18 protein-coding genes are annotated in these 17045 nt (G+C 73.5%); 6 read left to right on the top strand and 12 right to left on the bottom strand.

Annotated features, from left to right (window positions below):
• Window positions 1-10: 10 nt before the first annotated feature.
• Window positions 11-1210, bottom strand: coding sequence for an aminotransferase class V-fold PLP-dependent enzyme (locus IF27_RS01895; protein WP_052847452.1), 1200 nt, complete (start codon window positions 1208-1210; stop codon window positions 11-13).
• A 110-nt stretch (window positions 1211-1320) separates the two neighbouring features.
• Between IF27_RS01895 and IF27_RS01890 the strand changes: the two genes are divergently transcribed.
• Window positions 1321-1875: an RNA 2'-phosphotransferase gene (locus IF27_RS01890; protein ID WP_052847451.1), complete on the top strand. Its 555-nt coding sequence runs from the start codon at window positions 1321-1323 to the stop codon at window positions 1873-1875.
• 74 nt (window positions 1876-1949) lie between these two features.
• On the opposite strand, the gene IF27_RS01885 is transcribed toward IF27_RS01890, so the two are convergent.
• The 9 genes from IF27_RS01885 to IF27_RS01845 form a co-directional block, all read right to left on the bottom strand.
• Window positions 1950-2804 (bottom strand): HAD family hydrolase, encoded by an 855-nt coding sequence (locus IF27_RS01885; protein ID WP_223290871.1) that lies wholly within the window; start codon window positions 2802-2804, stop codon window positions 1950-1952.
• Window positions 2801-4084 carry a serine--tRNA ligase gene (gene serS / locus IF27_RS01880; RefSeq protein ID WP_052847450.1) on the bottom strand — a complete coding sequence of 428 codons (1284 nt, stop codon included), beginning with the start codon at window positions 4082-4084 and terminating at the stop codon, window positions 2801-2803. The genes IF27_RS01885 and serS overlap by 4 nt, the downstream gene beginning before the upstream one ends.
• Before the next feature lie 481 nt (window positions 4085-4565).
• Window positions 4566-5504, bottom strand: a complete 939-nt coding sequence (gene pheA, locus IF27_RS01875) for a prephenate dehydratase (protein WP_052847449.1) — start codon at window positions 5502-5504, stop codon at window positions 4566-4568.
• 43 nt (window positions 5505-5547) lie between these two features.
• Window positions 5548-6780 (bottom strand): iron uptake transporter deferrochelatase/peroxidase subunit, encoded by a 1233-nt coding sequence (gene efeB / locus IF27_RS01870; protein WP_052847448.1) that lies wholly within the window; start codon window positions 6778-6780, stop codon window positions 5548-5550.
• Between the two features lie 38 nt (window positions 6781-6818).
• Window positions 6819-8825, bottom strand: a complete 2007-nt coding sequence (locus IF27_RS01865) for a copper resistance CopC/CopD family protein (RefSeq protein ID WP_052847447.1) — start codon at window positions 8823-8825, stop codon at window positions 6819-6821.
• A gap of 10 nt (window positions 8826-8835) precedes the next feature.
• Window positions 8836-9306 carry a copper chaperone PCu(A)C gene (locus IF27_RS01860; RefSeq protein ID WP_052847446.1) on the bottom strand — a complete coding sequence of 157 codons (471 nt, stop codon included), beginning with the start codon at window positions 9304-9306 and terminating at the stop codon, window positions 8836-8838.
• Window positions 9303-9965 carry an SCO family protein gene (locus tag IF27_RS01855; RefSeq protein WP_052847445.1) on the bottom strand — a complete coding sequence of 221 codons (663 nt, stop codon included), beginning with the start codon at window positions 9963-9965 and terminating at the stop codon, window positions 9303-9305. The genes IF27_RS01860 and IF27_RS01855 overlap by 4 nt, the downstream gene beginning before the upstream one ends.
• Before the next feature lie 91 nt (window positions 9966-10056).
• On the bottom strand, window positions 10057-10806 hold the full coding sequence (locus IF27_RS01850; RefSeq protein WP_052847444.1) for a YcnI family copper-binding membrane protein: 750 nt from the start codon (window positions 10804-10806) through the stop codon (window positions 10057-10059).
• 95 nt (window positions 10807-10901) lie between these two features.
• Window positions 10902-11639, bottom strand: coding sequence for a hypothetical protein (locus IF27_RS01845; protein ID WP_052847443.1), 738 nt, complete (start codon window positions 11637-11639; stop codon window positions 10902-10904).
• A 223-nt stretch (window positions 11640-11862) separates the two neighbouring features.
• Between IF27_RS01845 and IF27_RS01840 the strand changes: the two genes are divergently transcribed.
• Entirely contained in the window at window positions 11863-12306 is a 444-nt protein-coding gene (locus tag IF27_RS01840) for an ATP-binding protein (RefSeq protein WP_052847442.1), read from the top strand.
• Window positions 12307-12434: 128 nt separating this feature from the next.
• Window positions 12435-12713 (top strand): Sec-independent protein translocase subunit TatA, encoded by a 279-nt coding sequence (gene tatA, locus IF27_RS01835; protein ID WP_052847441.1) that lies wholly within the window; start codon window positions 12435-12437, stop codon window positions 12711-12713.
• Window positions 12714-12725: 12 nt separating this feature from the next.
• Here the strand turns inward: tatA and IF27_RS01830 are convergent, their stop codons facing one another.
• Window positions 12726-13400, bottom strand: coding sequence for a DedA family protein (locus IF27_RS01830; RefSeq protein ID WP_052847440.1), 675 nt, complete (start codon window positions 13398-13400; stop codon window positions 12726-12728).
• A 158-nt stretch (window positions 13401-13558) separates the two neighbouring features.
• Here IF27_RS01830 and IF27_RS01825 point away from each other — a divergent pair, with 158 nt between their 5' ends.
• The 3 genes from IF27_RS01825 to speD all read left to right on the top strand — a co-directional run bounded on the left by IF27_RS01825 (window position 13559) and on the right by speD (window position 15523).
• Window positions 13559-14152: an AAA family ATPase gene (locus IF27_RS01825; protein ID WP_052847439.1), complete on the top strand. Its 594-nt coding sequence runs from the start codon at window positions 13559-13561 to the stop codon at window positions 14150-14152.
• Window positions 14153-14505: 353 nt separating this feature from the next.
• Window positions 14506-14988, top strand: a complete 483-nt coding sequence (locus tag IF27_RS01820) for a peptidylprolyl isomerase (protein ID WP_052847889.1) — start codon at window positions 14506-14508, stop codon at window positions 14986-14988.
• Between the two features lie 97 nt (window positions 14989-15085).
• A complete protein-coding gene (gene speD / locus IF27_RS01815) occupies window positions 15086-15523 on the top strand; it encodes an S-adenosylmethionine decarboxylase (RefSeq protein ID WP_223290870.1) in 438 nt (145 codons plus the stop codon).
• 12 nt (window positions 15524-15535) lie between these two features.
• Here speD and IF27_RS01810 read toward each other — a convergent pair whose 3' ends face one another.
• Window positions 15536-17038, bottom strand: coding sequence for an aminopeptidase P family protein (locus tag IF27_RS01810; RefSeq protein ID WP_052847438.1), 1503 nt, complete (start codon window positions 17036-17038; stop codon window positions 15536-15538).
• Between the last annotated feature and the right edge of the window lie 7 nt (window positions 17039-17045).

Below are 17045 nucleotides of genomic sequence, written 5' to 3'. Positions count from 1 at the left end.
CGCCGCGCCCTCACCGCCCCCGCGCGAGCCCGTCGATCAGCGCGACGGCCCGGTCCAGTTCGTCCTCCGTCGTGAAGTAGTGCGGCGAGAGACGGACGAGGGGGTGGACGTCCCTGACCTCCGCGTCGAACTGCGTGTGCGACGGATCGGTCGTCGAGACGTTCACCCCCTGCCCGGCGAGCGCCGCGGCCACCGCACGCGCCGGGACGTCCCCCACCCGGGCCGTCACGATGGCGCACCGGTCGAGCCCCAGGTCGTGGGTGGTGACGCCCGGCAGCGCGTCCAGGGCGTCCCGCAGCCGCGCGCCCAGGGCGACGGCGCGCGCCCCCGTCACCGCAGGGTCCAGTTCGAGCGCCTGGCGGACGGCCGAGCCGAGGCCCAGCACCGCCGCGTAGTTCATCTCCCACGACGCGAAGCGCTCGGCCCCCGCCCGCCAGGTGAAGCCGCGCGCGCCGTCCCACTCGGCCGACTTGATCTCCGGCATGACCGGCTCGACCCGCCCCAGCATGGCCTCGGCCACCCAGAGGAAGCCGGTGCCGCGCGGCCCGCGCAGGAACTTGCGGCCCGTCGCCGTCAGCATGTCGCAGCCCAACGCGCGCACGTCCACCGGGAACTGGCCCACCGACTGCGTGGCGTCCAGCAGGAAGGGCACCCCGGCCGCACGCGTGATCCGGCCGATCTCCGCCGCCGGATTGACGAGTCCGCCGCCGGTCGGCACATGGCTGACGCCGACCAGCCGCGTCCGCTCGTCGATCAGCCCGGCGAGCGCCTCGGTGTCGAGCCGCCCGTGCGCGTCGTCCGGGACGACGACGACCTCGACCCCGAACCGCCGGGCGGCGTGCAGGTACATCAGCACGTTGCTGCCGTACTCGGCGCGCCCGGTGAGGATCCGGTCGCCCGGCCCGAAGGTGTGGGTGAGCGAGAGGAAGGCGGCCTGCCAGGCGTGCGTCGAGTTGTCGAACAGCGCGACCTCGGCGGCCCGGCCGCCGATCAGCGTCGCGATGTCCGCGTACGTACGGCCGATGCGCTCCTGTTCACGGTCGGCCGCCTCGTACCCGCCGATGGCCGCCTCCAGTTCGAGATGCCCGGTCACGGCACGCAGCGTGCGCCGGGAGAGCAACCCCGCGCCCGCGTTGTTGAGATGGACGCGCTCGGAACAGCCGGGCGTCCCGGCGCGGACGCTGTCAACGTCGAGAGTGGTGTGGTTCATGGGACCAACGGTGCAGGTCCTTCCCCGTGTTGTACAGCGTGACGGGTGCGCCGTCCCGACGTGCCGAAATGCGGTGTCCCCCACGCGCCGACCTACGGCACCCTGACCGCATGGACGACAGACGGCGCATACGCGTCTCGAAGTACCTCTCCCGCCACCTCAGACACGACCCGGCCCGCATCGGCATCACGCTCGACGCCCAGGGCTGGACCCCGGTCGCCGCCCTTCTCGACGCGGCCCGCCGCCACGGCTTCCCGATCACCCCCGACGAACTCGCCGAGGTCGTCGCGACGAACGACAAACGCCGCTACGCCCTCGACGGCACGGGCGACGACCTGCGCATCCGCGCCAGCCAGGGCCACACGGTGGAGGTGGACCTCGGGCTGCCACCGGCGGAGCCGCCCGCCCACCTCTTCCACGGCACGACCGCGCGTCACGTGTCCGCCATCCTCGACGAGGGGCTGCGCCCCATGGGCCGCCACCACGTCCACCTCTCGCCCGACCGCGAGACGGCGACCCGCGTCGGCGCCCGGCGCGGCAGACCCGTGGTCCTCACGGTGGACAGCGGGGCGATGCACCGGGACGGCGGGACGTTCCACCTCAGCGACAACGGTGTGTGGCTGACGGACGCGGTGCCGCCCGCGTATCTCCGTGTCCGTGAATGATCGGATCCTGCTGCCGACGGACCGTCAAACCGGCTTTTCCACAGGCGTGTTGCACAGCCTGTGGATAACTTCCCTCAAGGGGAGGCCGCGAGCAGCGCCTCGATGACGGTCGCGATGCCGTCCTCGTCGTTGCTGCCCGTCACCTCGTCGGCCACCGCGAGGACTTCCGGGTGCGCGTTGCCCATCGCCACGCCGTGCGCGGCCCAGCCGAGCATCGTCACGTCGTTGGGCATGTCGCCGAACGCGATGGTGTCCGAGGCCCGTACGCCCAGCCGCCGCGCGGCCAGGGACAGCCCGGTGGCCTTCGAGAGCCCGAGCGGCAGCATCTCCACCAGCCCGGGGCCCGACACGACGAAGTCCACCACCCCGCCCAGCCGTTCCCGCGCCGCCGCCGCGAACGCGTCGTCCCTCAGCGAAGGATGCTGGAGGTACAGCTTGATGACCGGCTCGGCGAACAGCCCTTCCCGGTCCGGCGCGACGTCCTGCGGCTCGCTCACCTCGTCGGTGACGTTGTCCCCGTCCACCGGCCGGAAGTGGGCGTCCATCCTGATGTCGCCGTCCACCCCGTCCGCCGCCGCGCCGACCGCCAGCGGCCCGAGGGCGTCCTCCAGCAGCTCGACCGCCCGGCGCGCGACGGCCCGGTCGAGGGTGATGGACGTCAACAGCCGGTCCTCGCCCGCGTGGTAGAGCTGCGCGCCCTGGCCGCAGACGGCGATGCCCCGGTAGCCGAGCGCGCGCAGGATGTCCCGCGTCCACGCGACGCTGCGGCCGGTGGCCACGAGATGCTCCGCGCCCGCCGCCTGCGCGGCGGCGAGCGCGTCACGCGTGCGCTGCGAGATCGTGCCGTCCCCGCGCAGCAGCGTGCCGTCCAGGTCGGTGGCGACCAGCCGGTACGGGAACCGCTGCGGCAGGCTGACGCGAGCGCTCAACGTGCGTCGGCCGGGGTGAGCAGCTCACGGCCGCCGAGGTACGGGCGCAGCACCTCGGGCACGCGCACCGACCCGTCGGCCAGCTGGTGGTTCTCCAGCAGCGCGACGATGGTGCGCGGCACGGCGCACAGCGTCCCGTTCAGCGTGGCGAGCGGCCGGATGCCCTTGTCCTTGGTGCGCATCCTGATCTGGAGGCGGCGCGCCTGGAACTCCAGGCAGTTGGACGCGGACGTCAGCTCGCGGTATCTGCCCTGCGTCGGGATCCACGCCTCGCAGTCGAACTTCCGGGACGCCGACGCGCCCAGGTCGCCGCTGGCCACGTCGATCACGCGGAACGGCAGCTCAAGCGCGGTCAGCCACTCCTTCTCCCACTCCAGCAGCCGCCGGTGCTCGGCCTCCGCCTCGTCGGGCGCGACGTAGGAGAACATCTCGACCTTGTCGAACTGGTGGACGCGGAAGATGCCCTTGGTGTCCTTGCCGTACGTCCCGGCCTCGCGCCGGAAGCACGGCGAGAAGCCCGCGTAGCGCAGCGGCAGCTGCTCGGCCGGGATGATCTCGTCCATGTGGTACGCGGCGAGCGGCACCTCGGAGGTGCCGACGAGGTAGAAGTCGTCCTTCTCCAGGTGGTAGACGTCCTGCGCCGCCTGCCCGAGGAAGCCGGTGCCCTCCATGGCGCGCGGCTTGACCAGCGCGGGCGTCAGCATGGGGACGAACCCGGCCTCGGTCGCGCGGGCGATCGCCGCGTTGACGAGGGCCAGCTCCAGCAGCGCGCCGATGCCGGTGAGGTAGTAGAAACGCGAGCCGGACACCTTGGCGCCGCGTTCGGTGTCGATGGCGCCGAGCGCCTGGCCCAGCTCCAGGTGGTCGCGGGGGGTGAAGCCCTCGGCCGCGAAGTCGCGGACCGTGCCGTGCGTCTCCAGGAGGGCGAAGTCCTCCTCGCCGCCGACCGGGACGTCCGGGTGCACGAGGTTGCCGAGCGCCAGCAGGTGGCGCTGGGCGTCGGCGGCGGCCTCGTCCCGTGCGGCGTCGGCGGCCTTGACGGCAGCGGCCAGCTCGGCGGCCTTCCGCAGCAGCGCGGCCTTCTCCTCGCCCTCGGCGCGCGGGACGCGCTTGCCGAGCTGCCTCTGCTCCGCCCGCAGCTCGTCGAAGCGGGACGCGGAGGACCGGCGCCGCTCGTCGGCGGTCAGGAGGGCATCGACGGCGGCGACGTCCTCCCCTCGGGCGCGCTGGGAGGCGCGCACGCGGTCGGGGTCCTCACGGAGCAGGCGAAGGTCAATCACGGGACAAGGCTACCGGGGTGCCCGCGGGTGGGGTGAACAGCGGTCCGAGGGGAAAACACGGCAGGGTTTTTGCCCGTTTTGCCGGGAAAGGCGTTGCGGGAAATCCACAGGTCAGGGCGGTTGTCCACGGAGTTATCCACAGGTTGGAGTGGGCGCCTGTGGATACTCGGCGGGATTCTTCCGGGGCGCACGAGGCGTGGTGGAATTCCCGATTCAAACGCCGTTCACGCTCTCTTCCGGGGGAATCCCGCACGAATTGCCTCACTCCGCAGAGTTAGGGGTACGCGACACGGTGACGAAAGTGGATTCGACCCCTCGTGCCCGCCTTCGCGGCTCACTGACCGCTATGTCGAGAATGTCCGAGTGGCCGTATCGACTTGTACACAGCCGCCGGGGCTCCCCTGTGGATAACTCGGCCGTTCATCCACAGGTCCGTCCCCAGGCCGTCCCCCACCGCACGGAAAAGGGGCGCGGGCACGCGTCACGCGCCGCCGTGCCGCCCGTCGAGACAGCGCGTCAGCCAGTCCGCCGAGGTCAGGAAATCCTCGTCCGTCGTGCCCGCCCTGATCGTCGGCTCGACGTGGTCGGCCCTCGGGTACGACCCCAGGTACCTGATGTCGGCGCACAGCCGCCGCAGGCCCATCAGCACCTCCCCGACCCGCCGGTCCTCGACATGCCCCTCGCAGTCGGCCGAGAAGCTGTACTGCCCGATGCCCTTGCCGGTCGGCCGCGACTCGATGCGCATCAGGTTCACGCCGGACGACGCGTACTCCTGGAGCACGTCGAGCAGCGCGCCGGGACGGTCGGCCCGCAGCCACAGCACCACCGACGTCTTGTCCGCCCCGGTCGGCGCCGCCGGGCGCGCCGGGCGCCCGACGAGCACGAACCGCGTCGTCGCGTTGTGCGCGTCGTGGATGTCCGTCACGAGCGGTTCGAGCCCGTAGATCGACGCCGCGAACTCACCGGCGAACGCCGCGTCGTACCGCCCGTCCCGCACCAGCCGCGCGCCGTCCGCGTTGGACGCCGCCGACTCCCACTGCGCGTCCGGCAGGAAACGGGCCAGCCAGTCCCGCACCTGCGGCTGCGCCACCGGGTGCCCGGTGACCGTCTTGATCGCGTCGATCGCCGTCCCCGGCCGCACGAGCAGGGCGAACGCGATCGGCAGCAGCACCTCGCGGTAGATCATCAGCTGCTTGCCCGACGCCAGTTCGTCCACCGTCGCCGTGACGCCGCCCTCCACCGAGTTCTCGATCGGCACGAGCGCCGCCGCCGCCTCCCCCGTCCGCACGGCGTCCAGGGCCGCGGGCACCGAGATCATCGGCACCAGCTCGCGGGTGGCCGCCTCGGGCAGCGTGCGCAGCGCCGCCTCGGTGAAGGTGCCCTCGGGACCGAGATACGCGTAGCGGCTCGAAGCTGTCATGACGCCACGTTAGCGGCGCGCCCGCCGCCCCTGCGCCCCGGTCTCAGCCTTCGAGCAGCCGTTGACCCACGTACTCACCCTGTGCAGCGCCCCCCGGCACGGCGAACAGCGCGCTCGCCTCGTGCCGGACGAACTCCGACAGCGCGTCCCCCCGGTCGAGCTTGCGCTGCACCGGCACGAACCCCCGCAGCGGGTCGGCCTGCCAGCAGATGAACAGCAGCCCGGCGTCCGGGCTCCCGTCGTCCAGGAAGCCGTCGTGGTAGGAGAACGGGCGCCGCAGCATCGCCGCTCCCCCGTTGGTGTCGGGCGAGGTCACGCGGACGTGGGCGTTCGCCGCGATGACGGGACGCCCCTCGCCGTCGGTCGCGTCCAGATCGACGGGCGACGTCTCCGAGCCGCCGGTCAGCGGCGCGCCGTCGGACGTACGGCGTCCGATCACGCGCTCGCGCGTGTCCGTCGGCAGCGCGTCCCAGGTGTCGAGCAGCATCCGGATGCGGCGCACCACGGCGTAGGAGCCGTGCGCCATCCACGCGGGGTCGCCGTCCGCCGGGACGAAGACGCGGGCGTCGAAGTCGTCGTCCGCCGGGTCGGGGTTGTTGGTGCCGTCCACCTGCCCCATGAGGTTGCGCGTCGTCATGGGGCGGGCGGTCGCCCCCGGGCTCCGGTTGAAGCCGCCCATGGTCCAGCGGACCTCGGCCGTGCCCGCAGCCGCGCGCTGGAGCGTCCGCAGGGCGCGGAACGCCACCAGCCCGTCGTCCGCGCCGATCTGGACCCACAGGTGGCCGCCGGAGCGTGCCGGGTCCAGGGCGTCCGCGGAGAAGGCGGGCAGCGGGTCGAGGGCGGCGGGGCGCGCGGACGCCAGGCCGGTCGCGTCGAAGAAGCCGTGGCCGAGGCCGAACGTGACGGTCAGCGAGGCGGGTCCGGCGTCGAGCGCGATGCCCGTGTCGTCCCGCGGCCCCTCGCCCGCCATCAGGTCGGCGGACAGGGCCGACCAGTGGCGCAGCAGCGCGGCGGCCTCCCGCCGCCCGGCGGCCGGGAGGAGGTCGAAGGCGGCGAGGTGGCCGTGCGCCTGCATCGGTGTCGTGATGCCGGGCTGGCGCGTGCCGTGGAACGGGACGGCCGTCGCGCCGACCGTGGCCAGCGCGGGCGCGGCGTCGCCCTCGGTGTCGGCGGTGGCGTGGCCGAGGGCGCCGCCACCGGCCGCGCCCAGGGCGAGGCCGGCGGCGCCCGCGGCACCTGTCGTGGTGAGGAGGCGGCGGCGTGAGATGTCGGGCATGTCGGGTCTCGCGGAGTTCTGTTGTGCGGTACGGGGGGTCAGCCGATGGGGACGGTGGTGGTCACCGTCACCTGGTCGATGTCGGAGGTGCGGATCGTGAGCGCCAGCTCCCAGTCGCCCGGGCGCGGGAACTGGACGTCGGGGACGGTCCAGTGGCCGACGTCCACGTGCAGCGCCTCGTGGCGCAGCGGGCCGATCTCCTCGGCCGGGAGCGTGAGCGCGACGCCGATCTCCTCGGCGTCCGAGACGGCGCCCGACGGGTCGGTGAGCAGGACGTGCAGCGTGTTGCCGCCGGTGCGGGCGGGGGACAGCTCGACACCGGCCGTGCCCGCGCCCCCCTCGCCGCCGGCGTCGTACGGCACGGACACCGAGACGGGGCCCGCCGGTTCCGGGGCGGCCTGCCCGTCGCCCGCGCCGCCCGTCGCGCTCGTCCCCGTCTCCTCGGCCGTGTGGGCGGGCGTGGCGGCGGTGAGCGCGGTCGTGACGGCGAGCAGCACGGCGGCTATGCCCGTCTCGACGAGGACGGAACGGCGCAGCCCGGCCCGTTCCGTGTCGGCGTCGCGCGCCTTGCGGCGGGCGGTCCTGTCGAGGGCGGCCCGCTGCCGCGCGAGCTGCCTGGCGCGCTCGGTGTCGGGGGCGTCGGCGGTGTCGGGGGTGTCGGCCGCGCCGACCGGCACCGGACGGGGCGCCTCGTCCGCCGTACGGTCGGCCAGCCGCGCCGTCCAGCGGCGCGAGAGACCGGCGACGGCCACCAGCACCGCCACCAGCGCCACCTTGACGAGCAGCAGCTGCCCGTACGTCGTCCCGGTCAGGCCGTCCCACGACAGGCCGACCTGCCGCCACGACTGGTAGAGCCCGGTCACCGCCAGGACGGCGACCGCGCCGAGCGCGATCGCGGAGAAGCGGCGTACGGCGTCGCGCGGCACGGGGACCGGCGCCCGCGCGAGCAGCACCAGCAGCGAGACCAGCCCGCCGAGCCATGCGCCGACGGCCAGCAGGTGCACGATGTCGGCCGGGACGGCGAGGCCGGTCTGCCGCCCGGTGGACGCGTGTTCCGACATGGCCCAGGTCGCGGCGATGCCGACGGCCAGGATGGCGCCGCTCAGCGCGAGGCCGAACGTCAGGTCGCGTACCCGCTGCGCGTGCGCCTCCGCCAGGTAGGCGGCCTCGTCCGCGTCGTCCTCGTCCAGTTCCTCGCCGTCACCCGGAAGAGGTACCGCGTCCGCGGTACGCAGCCGCGCGTAGCGGCCGTACAGCAGCGCGATGAACGCCCCGGCCGCGGCGGCCAGCAGCAGCCGGGTGACCAGGGCCGTGCCGGTACGCGTCTCCACCACGTCGCGCAGCCCACCGAGGTCGAGTACATCTGTGAGGTCACCCGTGCCGGTGTAGGGGGTGCGCAGCAGCAGGAGCGCCACAGTCCCGGCCGTCAGTGCGCTCCACCCCACGAGGGTCACGCGCTGGAGCGCGCGCAGTGCGGACGCGGCGGGCCAGCACGCCAGCGCGAAGACGCAGGAGCCGACCAGCAGCGTGAAGCCCCCGTAGGAGACGTACCTGCCGATGTCGTACAGCAGGCCGACGGCGCCGTCGTCACCCGTGGCGGAGACCGCCGCCAGATCGACGCTGCTCGCGGACGGGGCGCCGATGGAGAAGGTGAACGCCCCGGAGATCGGGTGGCTGTCGGCGGAGACGACGTGCCAGGTCACGGTGTACGTGCCGTCGTCCAGGCCGTCGCGCAGGGCGACGCCGTGCTCCGTGCCGCTGCCGCTCGCGTCGCCCGTGTCCGCGCGTTCGCCGTCGGGGGCGAGGACGCGGATGCCGTCGGCGGCGGCCGACACGCTCTCGGAGAAGGTGAGGCCGACCGAGGCGGGCGCCCCGGCGACCACCGCGCCGTCCTCCGGGTCCGTGCCGGTGAGCACGGCGTGCGCGCCCGCCGGTGGGGCGGCGAGCAGCAGCGCCGCGAACGCGGCGGCGGCCGTCAGCAGCAGGGCACGTACGGCGCGGCGCGCGGGGGCGCGGGGCCCGGTGGGACGGCGTGGTGTGGTCATGGCGGTGCTCTCACTCCCCGGTGTGGTTCGCGGCTTCGACCGGCACGTCGAGGGTGATCGGCGCGGAGGTCTCGAAGTGGAGTTCGATCGGTACGGTGTCGCCCTCGGCGGGGCGGTCGCGCAGTTCCATGAGCATCAGGTGGTTGCCACCCCGGTCGAGGGCGAGGCTGCCGCCCGCAGGGACGGTGAGGGACGACACCTGCCGCATGGCGTTGTCCACCGTCTCGTGGATCTCGACGGATCCGGCGGCCTCGCTGGTGACGGAGGTGAGGGTGTCGTCGGCGCCGCCCGCGTTCTCGATGACGAGGAACGCGCCCGCGACGTCGGCGGTCGGCGGCCGGGGCACGTACGCGCCGGAGACGGTCAGCTCCGGCGCGCCGCCCGAGCCGTCCCCGCCTCCGTCCCCCTCGCCGCCGCAGCCGGTCAGGCCGAGGGGCAGGGCGAGCGCGAGCAGGAGGGCGGCGGCGCCCGCGGGCCTCACGGCAGCTCCCCTTCGATGAGCTTCGGCAGGTCACGTTCGAACGTCCGGGCCGTCACGCCCTCGGAGTACAGGACGTGGCCGAGGTCGTCGGTCGGCAGGAAGCCGACCACCTGCGTGCCGTGCGTGGAGACGATGCTCCCGTCGTCGTCCTCGAAGGACGGCTCGATGTAGACGCCCACCGACTCGGCGGCCTCCTGGACGGCGGTGAAGTCGCCCGTCAGGCCGGTGAAGTCGGGGTCCTGGGCGTCGAGCCAGGTGCCGAGCGACTCGGGGGTGTCCCGCTCGGGGTCGGTCGTGACGAAGACGACGCGCAGGTCGGCGCGCTGCTCGTCGGTGAGCCCCGCGGTCGCGACGGCGATGTTGCTCATCGTCAGCGGGCAGATGTCGGGGCAGTTGGTGTAGCCGAAGTAGAGCAGCGTGGCGTGCCCTGCCGTCTCGGCCCGCAGGTCGTACGGCTGCCCGTCGGTGTCGGTGAGGACCAGGTCGGGCTTGTCGAACGGGGTGTCGAGCACGGTGCCCTCGTCGGGCGCCTGGCCGCCGGAGATCTCGGCGGCGGGTGTGCCGTCGCCGCCGTCCCCTCCGTCGTCGCTGCCGCAGGAGGCGAGGGCGAGGACGGTGGTGGCGGCGACGGCCGCGGTGGTGATTCTGCGCAGGTGCATGAGGAACGTTTCTGTGGACGGTGCGAGGAGAAGGGGGGAAGGCGCGGGACGGGCGCTCGCCCGTCCCGCGCGGGACCCGGGGGTCCTACGGTCAGGCGCCGGTACGGCGGCGGCCCGCCAGGACGCCGAACGCGACGCCCGCCAGGCCGACGACGATGCCCGCGACACCGAGCACCCGTGCCATGGTGTCCGCCGAGTCCTCGTCGGACGCGGCGGCGGCCTCCCCGTGCGTGTCGGAGGCGGCGGCCTCGGCGTCCTCGCCGTTCGCGGCGTCGTCCGCCTCGTCGTCGTGCCCGTGGCCCCCTTCACCGGGGACCAGCGTCAGGACGGGCGAGGGGCTCTCCACCTCGGCGCCGTCCGCGCCCGGCTCCTCGATCCACCGGACGATCTCGTCGTTGTCGTACGTCTGGACCGCGTCGAACACCAGCTGGTCCGCGTCCTCGGGCAGCGGCCCGACCGACAGCGGGAACTCCTGGAACTCGCCGGGCCCGATCTCCCCGCCGGTCCAGGTGATGACGCTCGGCGCCTCGGTGAGCGGGCTGCCGTGCACCTCGATCGGCTCGTCCAGGGGAGCGGTCTCCACCGTCACCTCCCAGCCAGGCACCGGCTGCGGCATGACGGACGCCAGCGGGTGCTCGGGGTCGAGGTGCAGTTCGAGCCGGATGGTCGAGGCGTCGTCCCGCTCGTTGGGGACCTTGACGCCGATGGTGCTGTAGCCGCCCTGCGAGGCTTCGGCGGGGTCGATGCTGACGTGCGCCGAGGCGGTGGGCGCGGTGGCCGCGAGGACGGTGGCCGTGGCCGCTGCCACGAGGGTGAGGGCGGCCAGACGTGTGCGCTGCATGAAGGCACTCCGTGGAGGAAGAAGGACGGACGGAAGGGGATTTCTGGGCGCGCGGCCATGGCGCACCCGTCCCGTCCGGTGTCCGGGGGAGTGCGTCAGGCCGGGAGCGCGAAGAGGCGCGCCGTCCGTACGGGAGGCCCGCGCCGCGTCACGGTGTCGGGCAGCGGCGTCCCGCGGGTCGCGGGCGTCGGGTGGTGCGCGGTACGCGCGGGGCGTACGGGGGACGGGGCGTCCGGCAGCAGCCCGGCGTACAGGGAGACGGCGAGCACCATGGCGCGCCGTAGCGGAAGGGGGCCATGCGCGGCGAGGCGCACGAGGCGCCACAGCGCCGCTTCCCCACTGCGCAGCAGCCATCCGGCTGCCAGGGCGGCGAGGAGGTGGGCGAGCAGCATGCCGCCGGTGGGCAGCAGTCCGTGGGCCCCAGCGCTGGACGCGGGGGCGACGGGGTCCAGTCCGGCGGCGCGCACGATCCGGGTCGCGGAGGCGTCGGTCAGCGTGAGCGCGTGGTCGTTGCACAGCAGCAGCCGGGCCTGGGCGACGGGGCCGCTGTCGCCGTGGTGCTGCGTGGTGGCGGACGTACCGGCGCCGAGGGTGTAGAGGCTGTGCAGGGCGAGCTGCCCGATGCCGAGGAACGCGGCGAACGCGGCGACCGAGCGGCGTTCGCGCCCGGCCAGCGGGACCGCGACGGCGAACGCGGCGGCCCATCCGGCGGCCAGCGCCCACGGACTGACGGAGGTCCCGCTCGCGGACAGGTGCCCGGCCGCGGCCAGCGTGGCGCACGCCGCGGCGAGTACCGCGGCTCGCAGCAGTCGCAGATCGGCTCCGGCACGCATGGCGCGGCCATCATCTCATCGGGATGTCGGGGGAGCACCGGTGGGGAGGCACCGGGCGGAAACCGGAACAGCCGCCCACTCCGGGACACTCCGTCACCTTTTGCCATGATTCGTGGTGATTCGTCCGCCGAACGGGGGTGTTGCGTCCCCCGCGCGCTTACGGCACGCGCCGGTAGGCAATACCTACAGACATGTCGGAGCGCGACCGGAAGGAGGCTGGAGCATGAGCATCTGGTGGTCTCTCCAACTGCGGCGGGAAGCGGCCAGCGTCCCGCTCGCGCGCCGGCTGCTGCTCGGCGCGATGGAGGCGGCGGGGGTGGACGCCGAGATCTCCCACGAACTGTCGGTCGCCCTCTCCGAGGCCTGCTCCAACGCCGTGCGGCACGCCGGTGAGCGGTCCGGTGTCTACCGGGTGACCGCGTCGATCAGCGGCGACGTCTGCCGTATCGAGGTCACCGACAGCGGGCCGGGCTTCCCGGCCGGTGGCTGGCTCCCCCCGGTGTCGGGACCGGCCCGTGAACCGGCCCTCGGCGGGCGTGGCCTGGGGCTGATCGAGGCCCTGTCCGACCGCGTACGGTTCGGCAACCAGCCGGGCAGCGGCGGCGCGGTGATCACGTTCGACAAGGTACTCAAATGGCGCGAGGGCGCGCTGCTGCGCGTCTCCTGAGCACGGGAATCCCCTGGTCCGGGAACAGATGTGCGGAGGACTCCTGTTTTCTTCCGGTCCGCCGGGTTACCGTGGCGCAAGGGTGAGGGACGCGCGGACGCGTCCCCCCGTTCCGCGGAGGTGGACTCATGGGCCAGATCGGACCCAGGGAACTGGTACTTCTGGCAATCGTCGTGCTGCTGGTCTTCGGTGCGAAGCGGCTGCCCGACATCGCCAGGTCCCTCGGCAAGTCGGCGCGCATCCTGAAGAGCGAGACCGCCGCCATGCGCGCCGAGGGGAAGACCGCGGAGCCCGCCAAGGGCGACGGACCGGCGCCGCAGCCGGTCGTGCCGCGCACCATCCAGGCCGCGCCGGGTGACGTCACCTCGGCCCAGCCGGTGACGGAGAAGCACACCGCGCAGAGCTGAGCGGCCGACCGCTCAGCGCTTCGCGTGCCGCCCGTGGGCCGGTGCGGCCTCGGCCGCGCCGGTCGCAGGGGAGCGCCGCGCGCGCAGGTACTCGACGGCGATCGGCGCGACGGACAGCAGCACGATCGCGACGAGCATCAGCTCGATGTGGTCCCGCACCGCGCCGATCTGCCCGAGCGCGGCGCCCAGCAGCGTCACGCCTGCGCCCCACAGCACGCCGCCGATGACGTTGAAGACGACGAACGAGCGGTAGTCCATGCGGCTCACGCCCGCGACGATCGGCGTGAACGTCCGCACGATCGGGACGAAGCGGGCCAGCACCAGGGACTTCGCCCCGTGCCGCGCGAAGAAGACGCTCGCCTTCTCGACGTTCTCCTGCTTGAACAGCCGCGAGTCCGGCCGCCGGAACAGCGAGGGCCCCACCTTGCGGCCGAAGAGGTAGCCGACCTGGTCGCCGAGCACGGCCGCGACCACCACCAGGACGCACACCAGCCACAGCGGATGGTGCAGGTACTGGCCGGTGGAGACGAGCATCCCCGAGGTGAACAGCAGCGAGTCGCCCGGCAGGAAGAAGCCGATGAGCAGGCCCGACTCGGCGAACACGACGATCAGGATGCCGATCAGCCCGAAGGACTGGATCAGGGATTCCGGGTCGAGCCAGCTGGGGCCGAGGGCCAGAGTGTCCATGGGAAAACCTCGGGTGCACCGCCGGAGGTGGTCCTCCGGCCTTCCGGCCAGGCTACCAACGCGGCCTCCCGCCGCCCGGCGCCTCGCCACGCGCCCGGCCGGTGCCGCCCCGGGGATATCCGCTGGCACGCGGCGCGGCCACCTGTGAGAGTCGCCGGATGCCCAGTGAGCCCGTTCCTGCGCCGGGGCCGCCGCCCGGCTCCGTCGTCCTCGTCACCGGCGTCATGGCGGCGGGGAAGTCCACCGTCGCGCAGGCCCTCGCCGCGCGGCTGCCGAAGGCGGTCCACGTACGGGGCGACACGTTCCGCCGCATGATCGTCTCCGGTCGCGCCGAGCCGCTGCCGGGCGAGGGCTCCGCGCTGTCGGGGGAGGCCGCCGCGCAGTTGCGGCTGCGCCACCGGATCACCGCCGCCGTGGCCGTGGAGTACGCGGCGGCGGGGTTCACGGCGATCGCGCAGGACGTCGTGCTGGGGGACGACCTCACCCACTGGACCCGGCTCGTGCGCGACCGGCCGCTCCACGTCGTCGTGCTCGCCCCCGATCCTGCCGTGGTCGCGGCGCGGGAGGCGGGCCGGGCGAAGACGGGGTACGGCGCGTGGACCGTGGCGGATCTGGACCGTGCGCTGCGCGCCGGGACGCCGCGCGTCGGGCTGTGGCTCGACACGTCGGCGCAGACGCCGGAGGAGACGGTGGACGCCGTGCTCGGACGGTTGGCGGAGTCCCGCGTCGGCGACGGCGCGCGCCCGGAGTGACGTTCCGGAACGCGGGCCGTTGTTCCGGTGGTCACCGGGGGGAGGCGTCCGGGAACACTGTGGTGCATGATGTGAGGTCGGATCCTCATCTCATCTGACTTTTGGAAGGCGTCTTCATGATCCGCTCCCGACGGCGGCTGGCGACCGCGCTGCCGACCGCGCTTCTCTGCTTCGGCCTGGTGACCGCCTGCGGTTCCGAATCCTCGTCGGGCGACGACGGGGGCGACGACAGCACTCCTACGGTGCCCGCGCCCGAGGAACCCACCGATCCGGTGCCCCCCGCGGACACCCCGCCCGAGTCCGCCTTCGGCGGCCCCGCGAGCGTCGATCCGTCGGACGCGACCGCCGCGACCATCCACACCAGCGAGGGCGACATCGCGGTGACGCTCTTCCCCGAGCAGTCCCCCCTCGCGGTCACCAACTTCGCCGGTCTCGCGGACGGTTCGCTGCCCTTCGAGGGCCAGGAGGACGGGGAGCCGCTCTACGACGGCACGATCTTCCACCGCGTCATCGACGGTTTCATGATCCAGGGCGGCGACCCCGAGGGCACCGGGATGGGCGGCCCCGGCTACCAGTTCCCGAACGAGTCGAGCCCCGAGCTGACGTTCGCGGAGCCCTATGTCCTGGCGATGGCCAACGCGGGCCCCGACACCAACGGTTCGCAGTTCTTCATCACCGTCGCCGAGACCGAGTACCTGAACGGCGGCTACACCGTCTTCGGCGAGGTCACCGACGCCGCGAGCCGTGAGGTGGTGGACGCCATCGCCGCCACCCCGACCGAGGGCGAGCGGCCGGTGGAGGACGTCGTCATCGAGTCGGTCGAGGTCACCGGCTGACCGTCCGACCTGGTGGTTCCTCAGCACACGCCGTTGCGGGCCTACCGTCCGGACATATGCCGATCAGCCGATATGTCCGGATGGTAGGCTCGCGGCCGTGACCGCGCACGTACCCACCGAGGAGACAACAGCCAGGCCGCTGGCTCCCGTTGATGTGCCGTCCGGTGTGTACGGCGACGAGATGTCCACCTACGCCGTCGATCTCTGGGTCGCCGACCCGGCCGTCCTCACCGACGAACCGCGCCTCCTCGGCATCCTGCGGACAGCCGCCGCCGCGGGCGGCGCCACGGTCCTCGGCGAGGCCACCCACGTCTTCCCGAACGGCGCGGTGACGGCGATCCTCCTGCTGTCCGCGTCCCACATCAGCGTCCACACCTGGCCGGAACACCGGCTCGCGCACGTGGACGTCCTCGCGTACGGCCGGGGGAGCGGCGCCCGTATGGTCGCCTCGGTCGAGGCCGCGCTCTCCCCCGTGCACGTCACGACGGCACACGTCCCACGCGCCGTCACCTCCCTGACCGTCAGCACACCCTGACGGCCCGGCGCGTCAGGCCGTGAGCCGCGCCATCCACGCCTCGACGTCGTCCGCCCGACGCGGCAGGGCCGCCGACAGGTTGCGGTTGCCGTCCTCGGTGACGAGGAGGTCGTCCTCGATCCGGACGCCGATGCCCCGGTACTCCTCCGGCACCGTCAGGTCGTCCGGCTGGAAGTAGAGCCCCGGCTCCACCGTCAGGCACATGCCGGGCTCCAGCGTGCCCTCGACGTACGTCTCGCGGCGGGCCGCCGCGCAGTCGTGCACGTCCATCCCGAGCATGTGTCCCGTGCCGTGCAGCGTCCAGCGGCGCTGGAGCCCGAGGTCGAGCACCCGCTCGACCGGCCCCTCGATCAGGCCCCACTCCACCAGCCTCTCGGCCAGCACGCGCTGCGCCGCCTGGTGGAAGTCGCGGTACTTGGCGCCCGGCCTCACCGCCGCGATGCCCGCCTCCTGGGCGTCGAACACCGCGTCGTAGATCTTCCGCTGGAGCGGCGTGAAGCGGCCGTCGATCGGGAGGGTGCGGGTCACGTCCGCCGTGTACAGCTCGGTCGTCTCCACGCCCGCGTCGAGCAGCAGCAGCTCCCCGGCGCGTACCGCACCGTCGTTGCGCACCCAGTGCAGCGTCGCCGCGTGCGGACCTGCGGCGCAGATCGAGCCGTAGCCGACGTCGTTGCCCTCCAGGCGGGCGCGCAGGAAGAAGGTTCCCTCGATGTACCGCTCGGACGTCGCCTGCGCCTTGTCCAGCACCCGGACCACGTCCTCGAAGCCGCGCGCGGTGGCCTCGCAGGCGTGGGTCAGCTGGGCGATCTCGAACGCGTCCTTGACGAGGCGCATCTCCGACAGGAAGACGGTCAGCTCCTGGTCACGCTCGCCGGTGATCTTGTCCGCCAGCGCCGCCTCGACCTCGGCGTCGTGCGAACGGACCACGCGGACCGGGCCGGTCGCCGAGCGCAGCAGCTCGGGGACGGTCCGCACGTCGCCCACCGGCAGGCCGTAGAGCAGCCCGGCCTCGGTCAGGCTGTTGCGGCGGCCGACCCACAGCTCGCCCTGGCCGCTGAGCCAGAACTCGCCGTTCTCCCGGTCGGAGCGCGGCAGCAGGTAGAGCGTCGCCTCGTGGCCGCCCGACGCGTCCGGCTCCAGGATCAGGACGCCGTTCTCGGTCTGGTCGCCGGTCAGATAGGCGTACTCGACGGCGGCGCGGAAGGGGTAGTCCGTGTCGTTGGACCGCGTCTTCAGGCGCCCGGCCGGAATCACCAGACGCTCGCCGGGGAAGCGGGCGGACAGCGCGGCGCGGCGGCGTGCCGTGTCGGCGGCCTGGGGGACGGGGGCGAGGTCGGCGCGCTCGGTGTCGGCCCAGCCGCGCTTCATGCTCTCGGCCAGCTCGTCGGAGATCTGCGCCGTGACCTTGTTCTTCCGGTCCTGGCGCTCGTCGGGCTCCTCGGCGGGCTGCTCACCGCCGTTCACGTCCGGGGTGGTGCTCTCCGGGGTCTCCCGCCGGGCCTGCTCCTCGGCCATGCCACGC

It is taken from the genome of Streptomyces avicenniae, assembly GCF_000719135.1.
Lineage (GTDB): Bacteria > Actinomycetota > Actinomycetes > Streptomycetales > Streptomycetaceae > Streptomyces > Streptomyces avicenniae.
Note: the sequence above shows the minus strand (reverse complement) of the source record. Positions and strands in the feature narration are given on the sequence as shown.

Excerpts from the sequence above, each read along its gene's own strand:
- IF27_RS01895 (WP_052847452.1), bottom strand. The coding sequence starts at position 1,210 with ATGAACCACACCACTCTCGACGTTGACAGCGTCCGCGCCGGGACGCCC.
- IF27_RS01890 (WP_052847451.1), top strand. The coding sequence starts at position 1,321 with ATGGACGACAGACGGCGCATACGCGTCTCGAAGTACCTCTCCCGCCAC.
- pheA (WP_052847449.1), bottom strand. The coding sequence starts at position 5,504 with ATGACAGCTTCGAGCCGCTACGCGTATCTCGGTCCCGAGGGCACCTTC.
- efeB (WP_052847448.1), bottom strand. The coding sequence starts at position 6,780 with ATGCCCGACATCTCACGCCGCCGCCTCCTCACCACGACAGGTGCCGCG.
- IF27_RS01865 (WP_052847447.1), bottom strand. The coding sequence starts at position 8,825 with ATGACCACACCACGCCGTCCCACCGGGCCCCGCGCCCCCGCGCGCCGC.
- IF27_RS01855 (WP_052847445.1), bottom strand. The coding sequence starts at position 9,965 with ATGCACCTGCGCAGAATCACCACCGCGGCCGTCGCCGCCACCACCGTC.
- IF27_RS01850 (WP_052847444.1), bottom strand. The coding sequence starts at position 10,806 with ATGCAGCGCACACGTCTGGCCGCCCTCACCCTCGTGGCAGCGGCCACG.
- IF27_RS01845 (WP_052847443.1), bottom strand. The coding sequence starts at position 11,639 with ATGCGTGCCGGAGCCGATCTGCGACTGCTGCGAGCCGCGGTACTCGCC.
- IF27_RS01840 (WP_052847442.1), top strand. The coding sequence starts at position 11,863 with ATGAGCATCTGGTGGTCTCTCCAACTGCGGCGGGAAGCGGCCAGCGTC.
- tatA (WP_052847441.1), top strand. The coding sequence starts at position 12,435 with ATGGGCCAGATCGGACCCAGGGAACTGGTACTTCTGGCAATCGTCGTG.
- IF27_RS01830 (WP_052847440.1), bottom strand. The coding sequence starts at position 13,400 with ATGGACACTCTGGCCCTCGGCCCCAGCTGGCTCGACCCGGAATCCCTG.
- IF27_RS01825 (WP_052847439.1), top strand. The coding sequence starts at position 13,559 with ATGCCCAGTGAGCCCGTTCCTGCGCCGGGGCCGCCGCCCGGCTCCGTC.
- IF27_RS01810 (WP_052847438.1), bottom strand. The coding sequence starts at position 17,038 with ATGGCCGAGGAGCAGGCCCGGCGGGAGACCCCGGAGAGCACCACCCCG.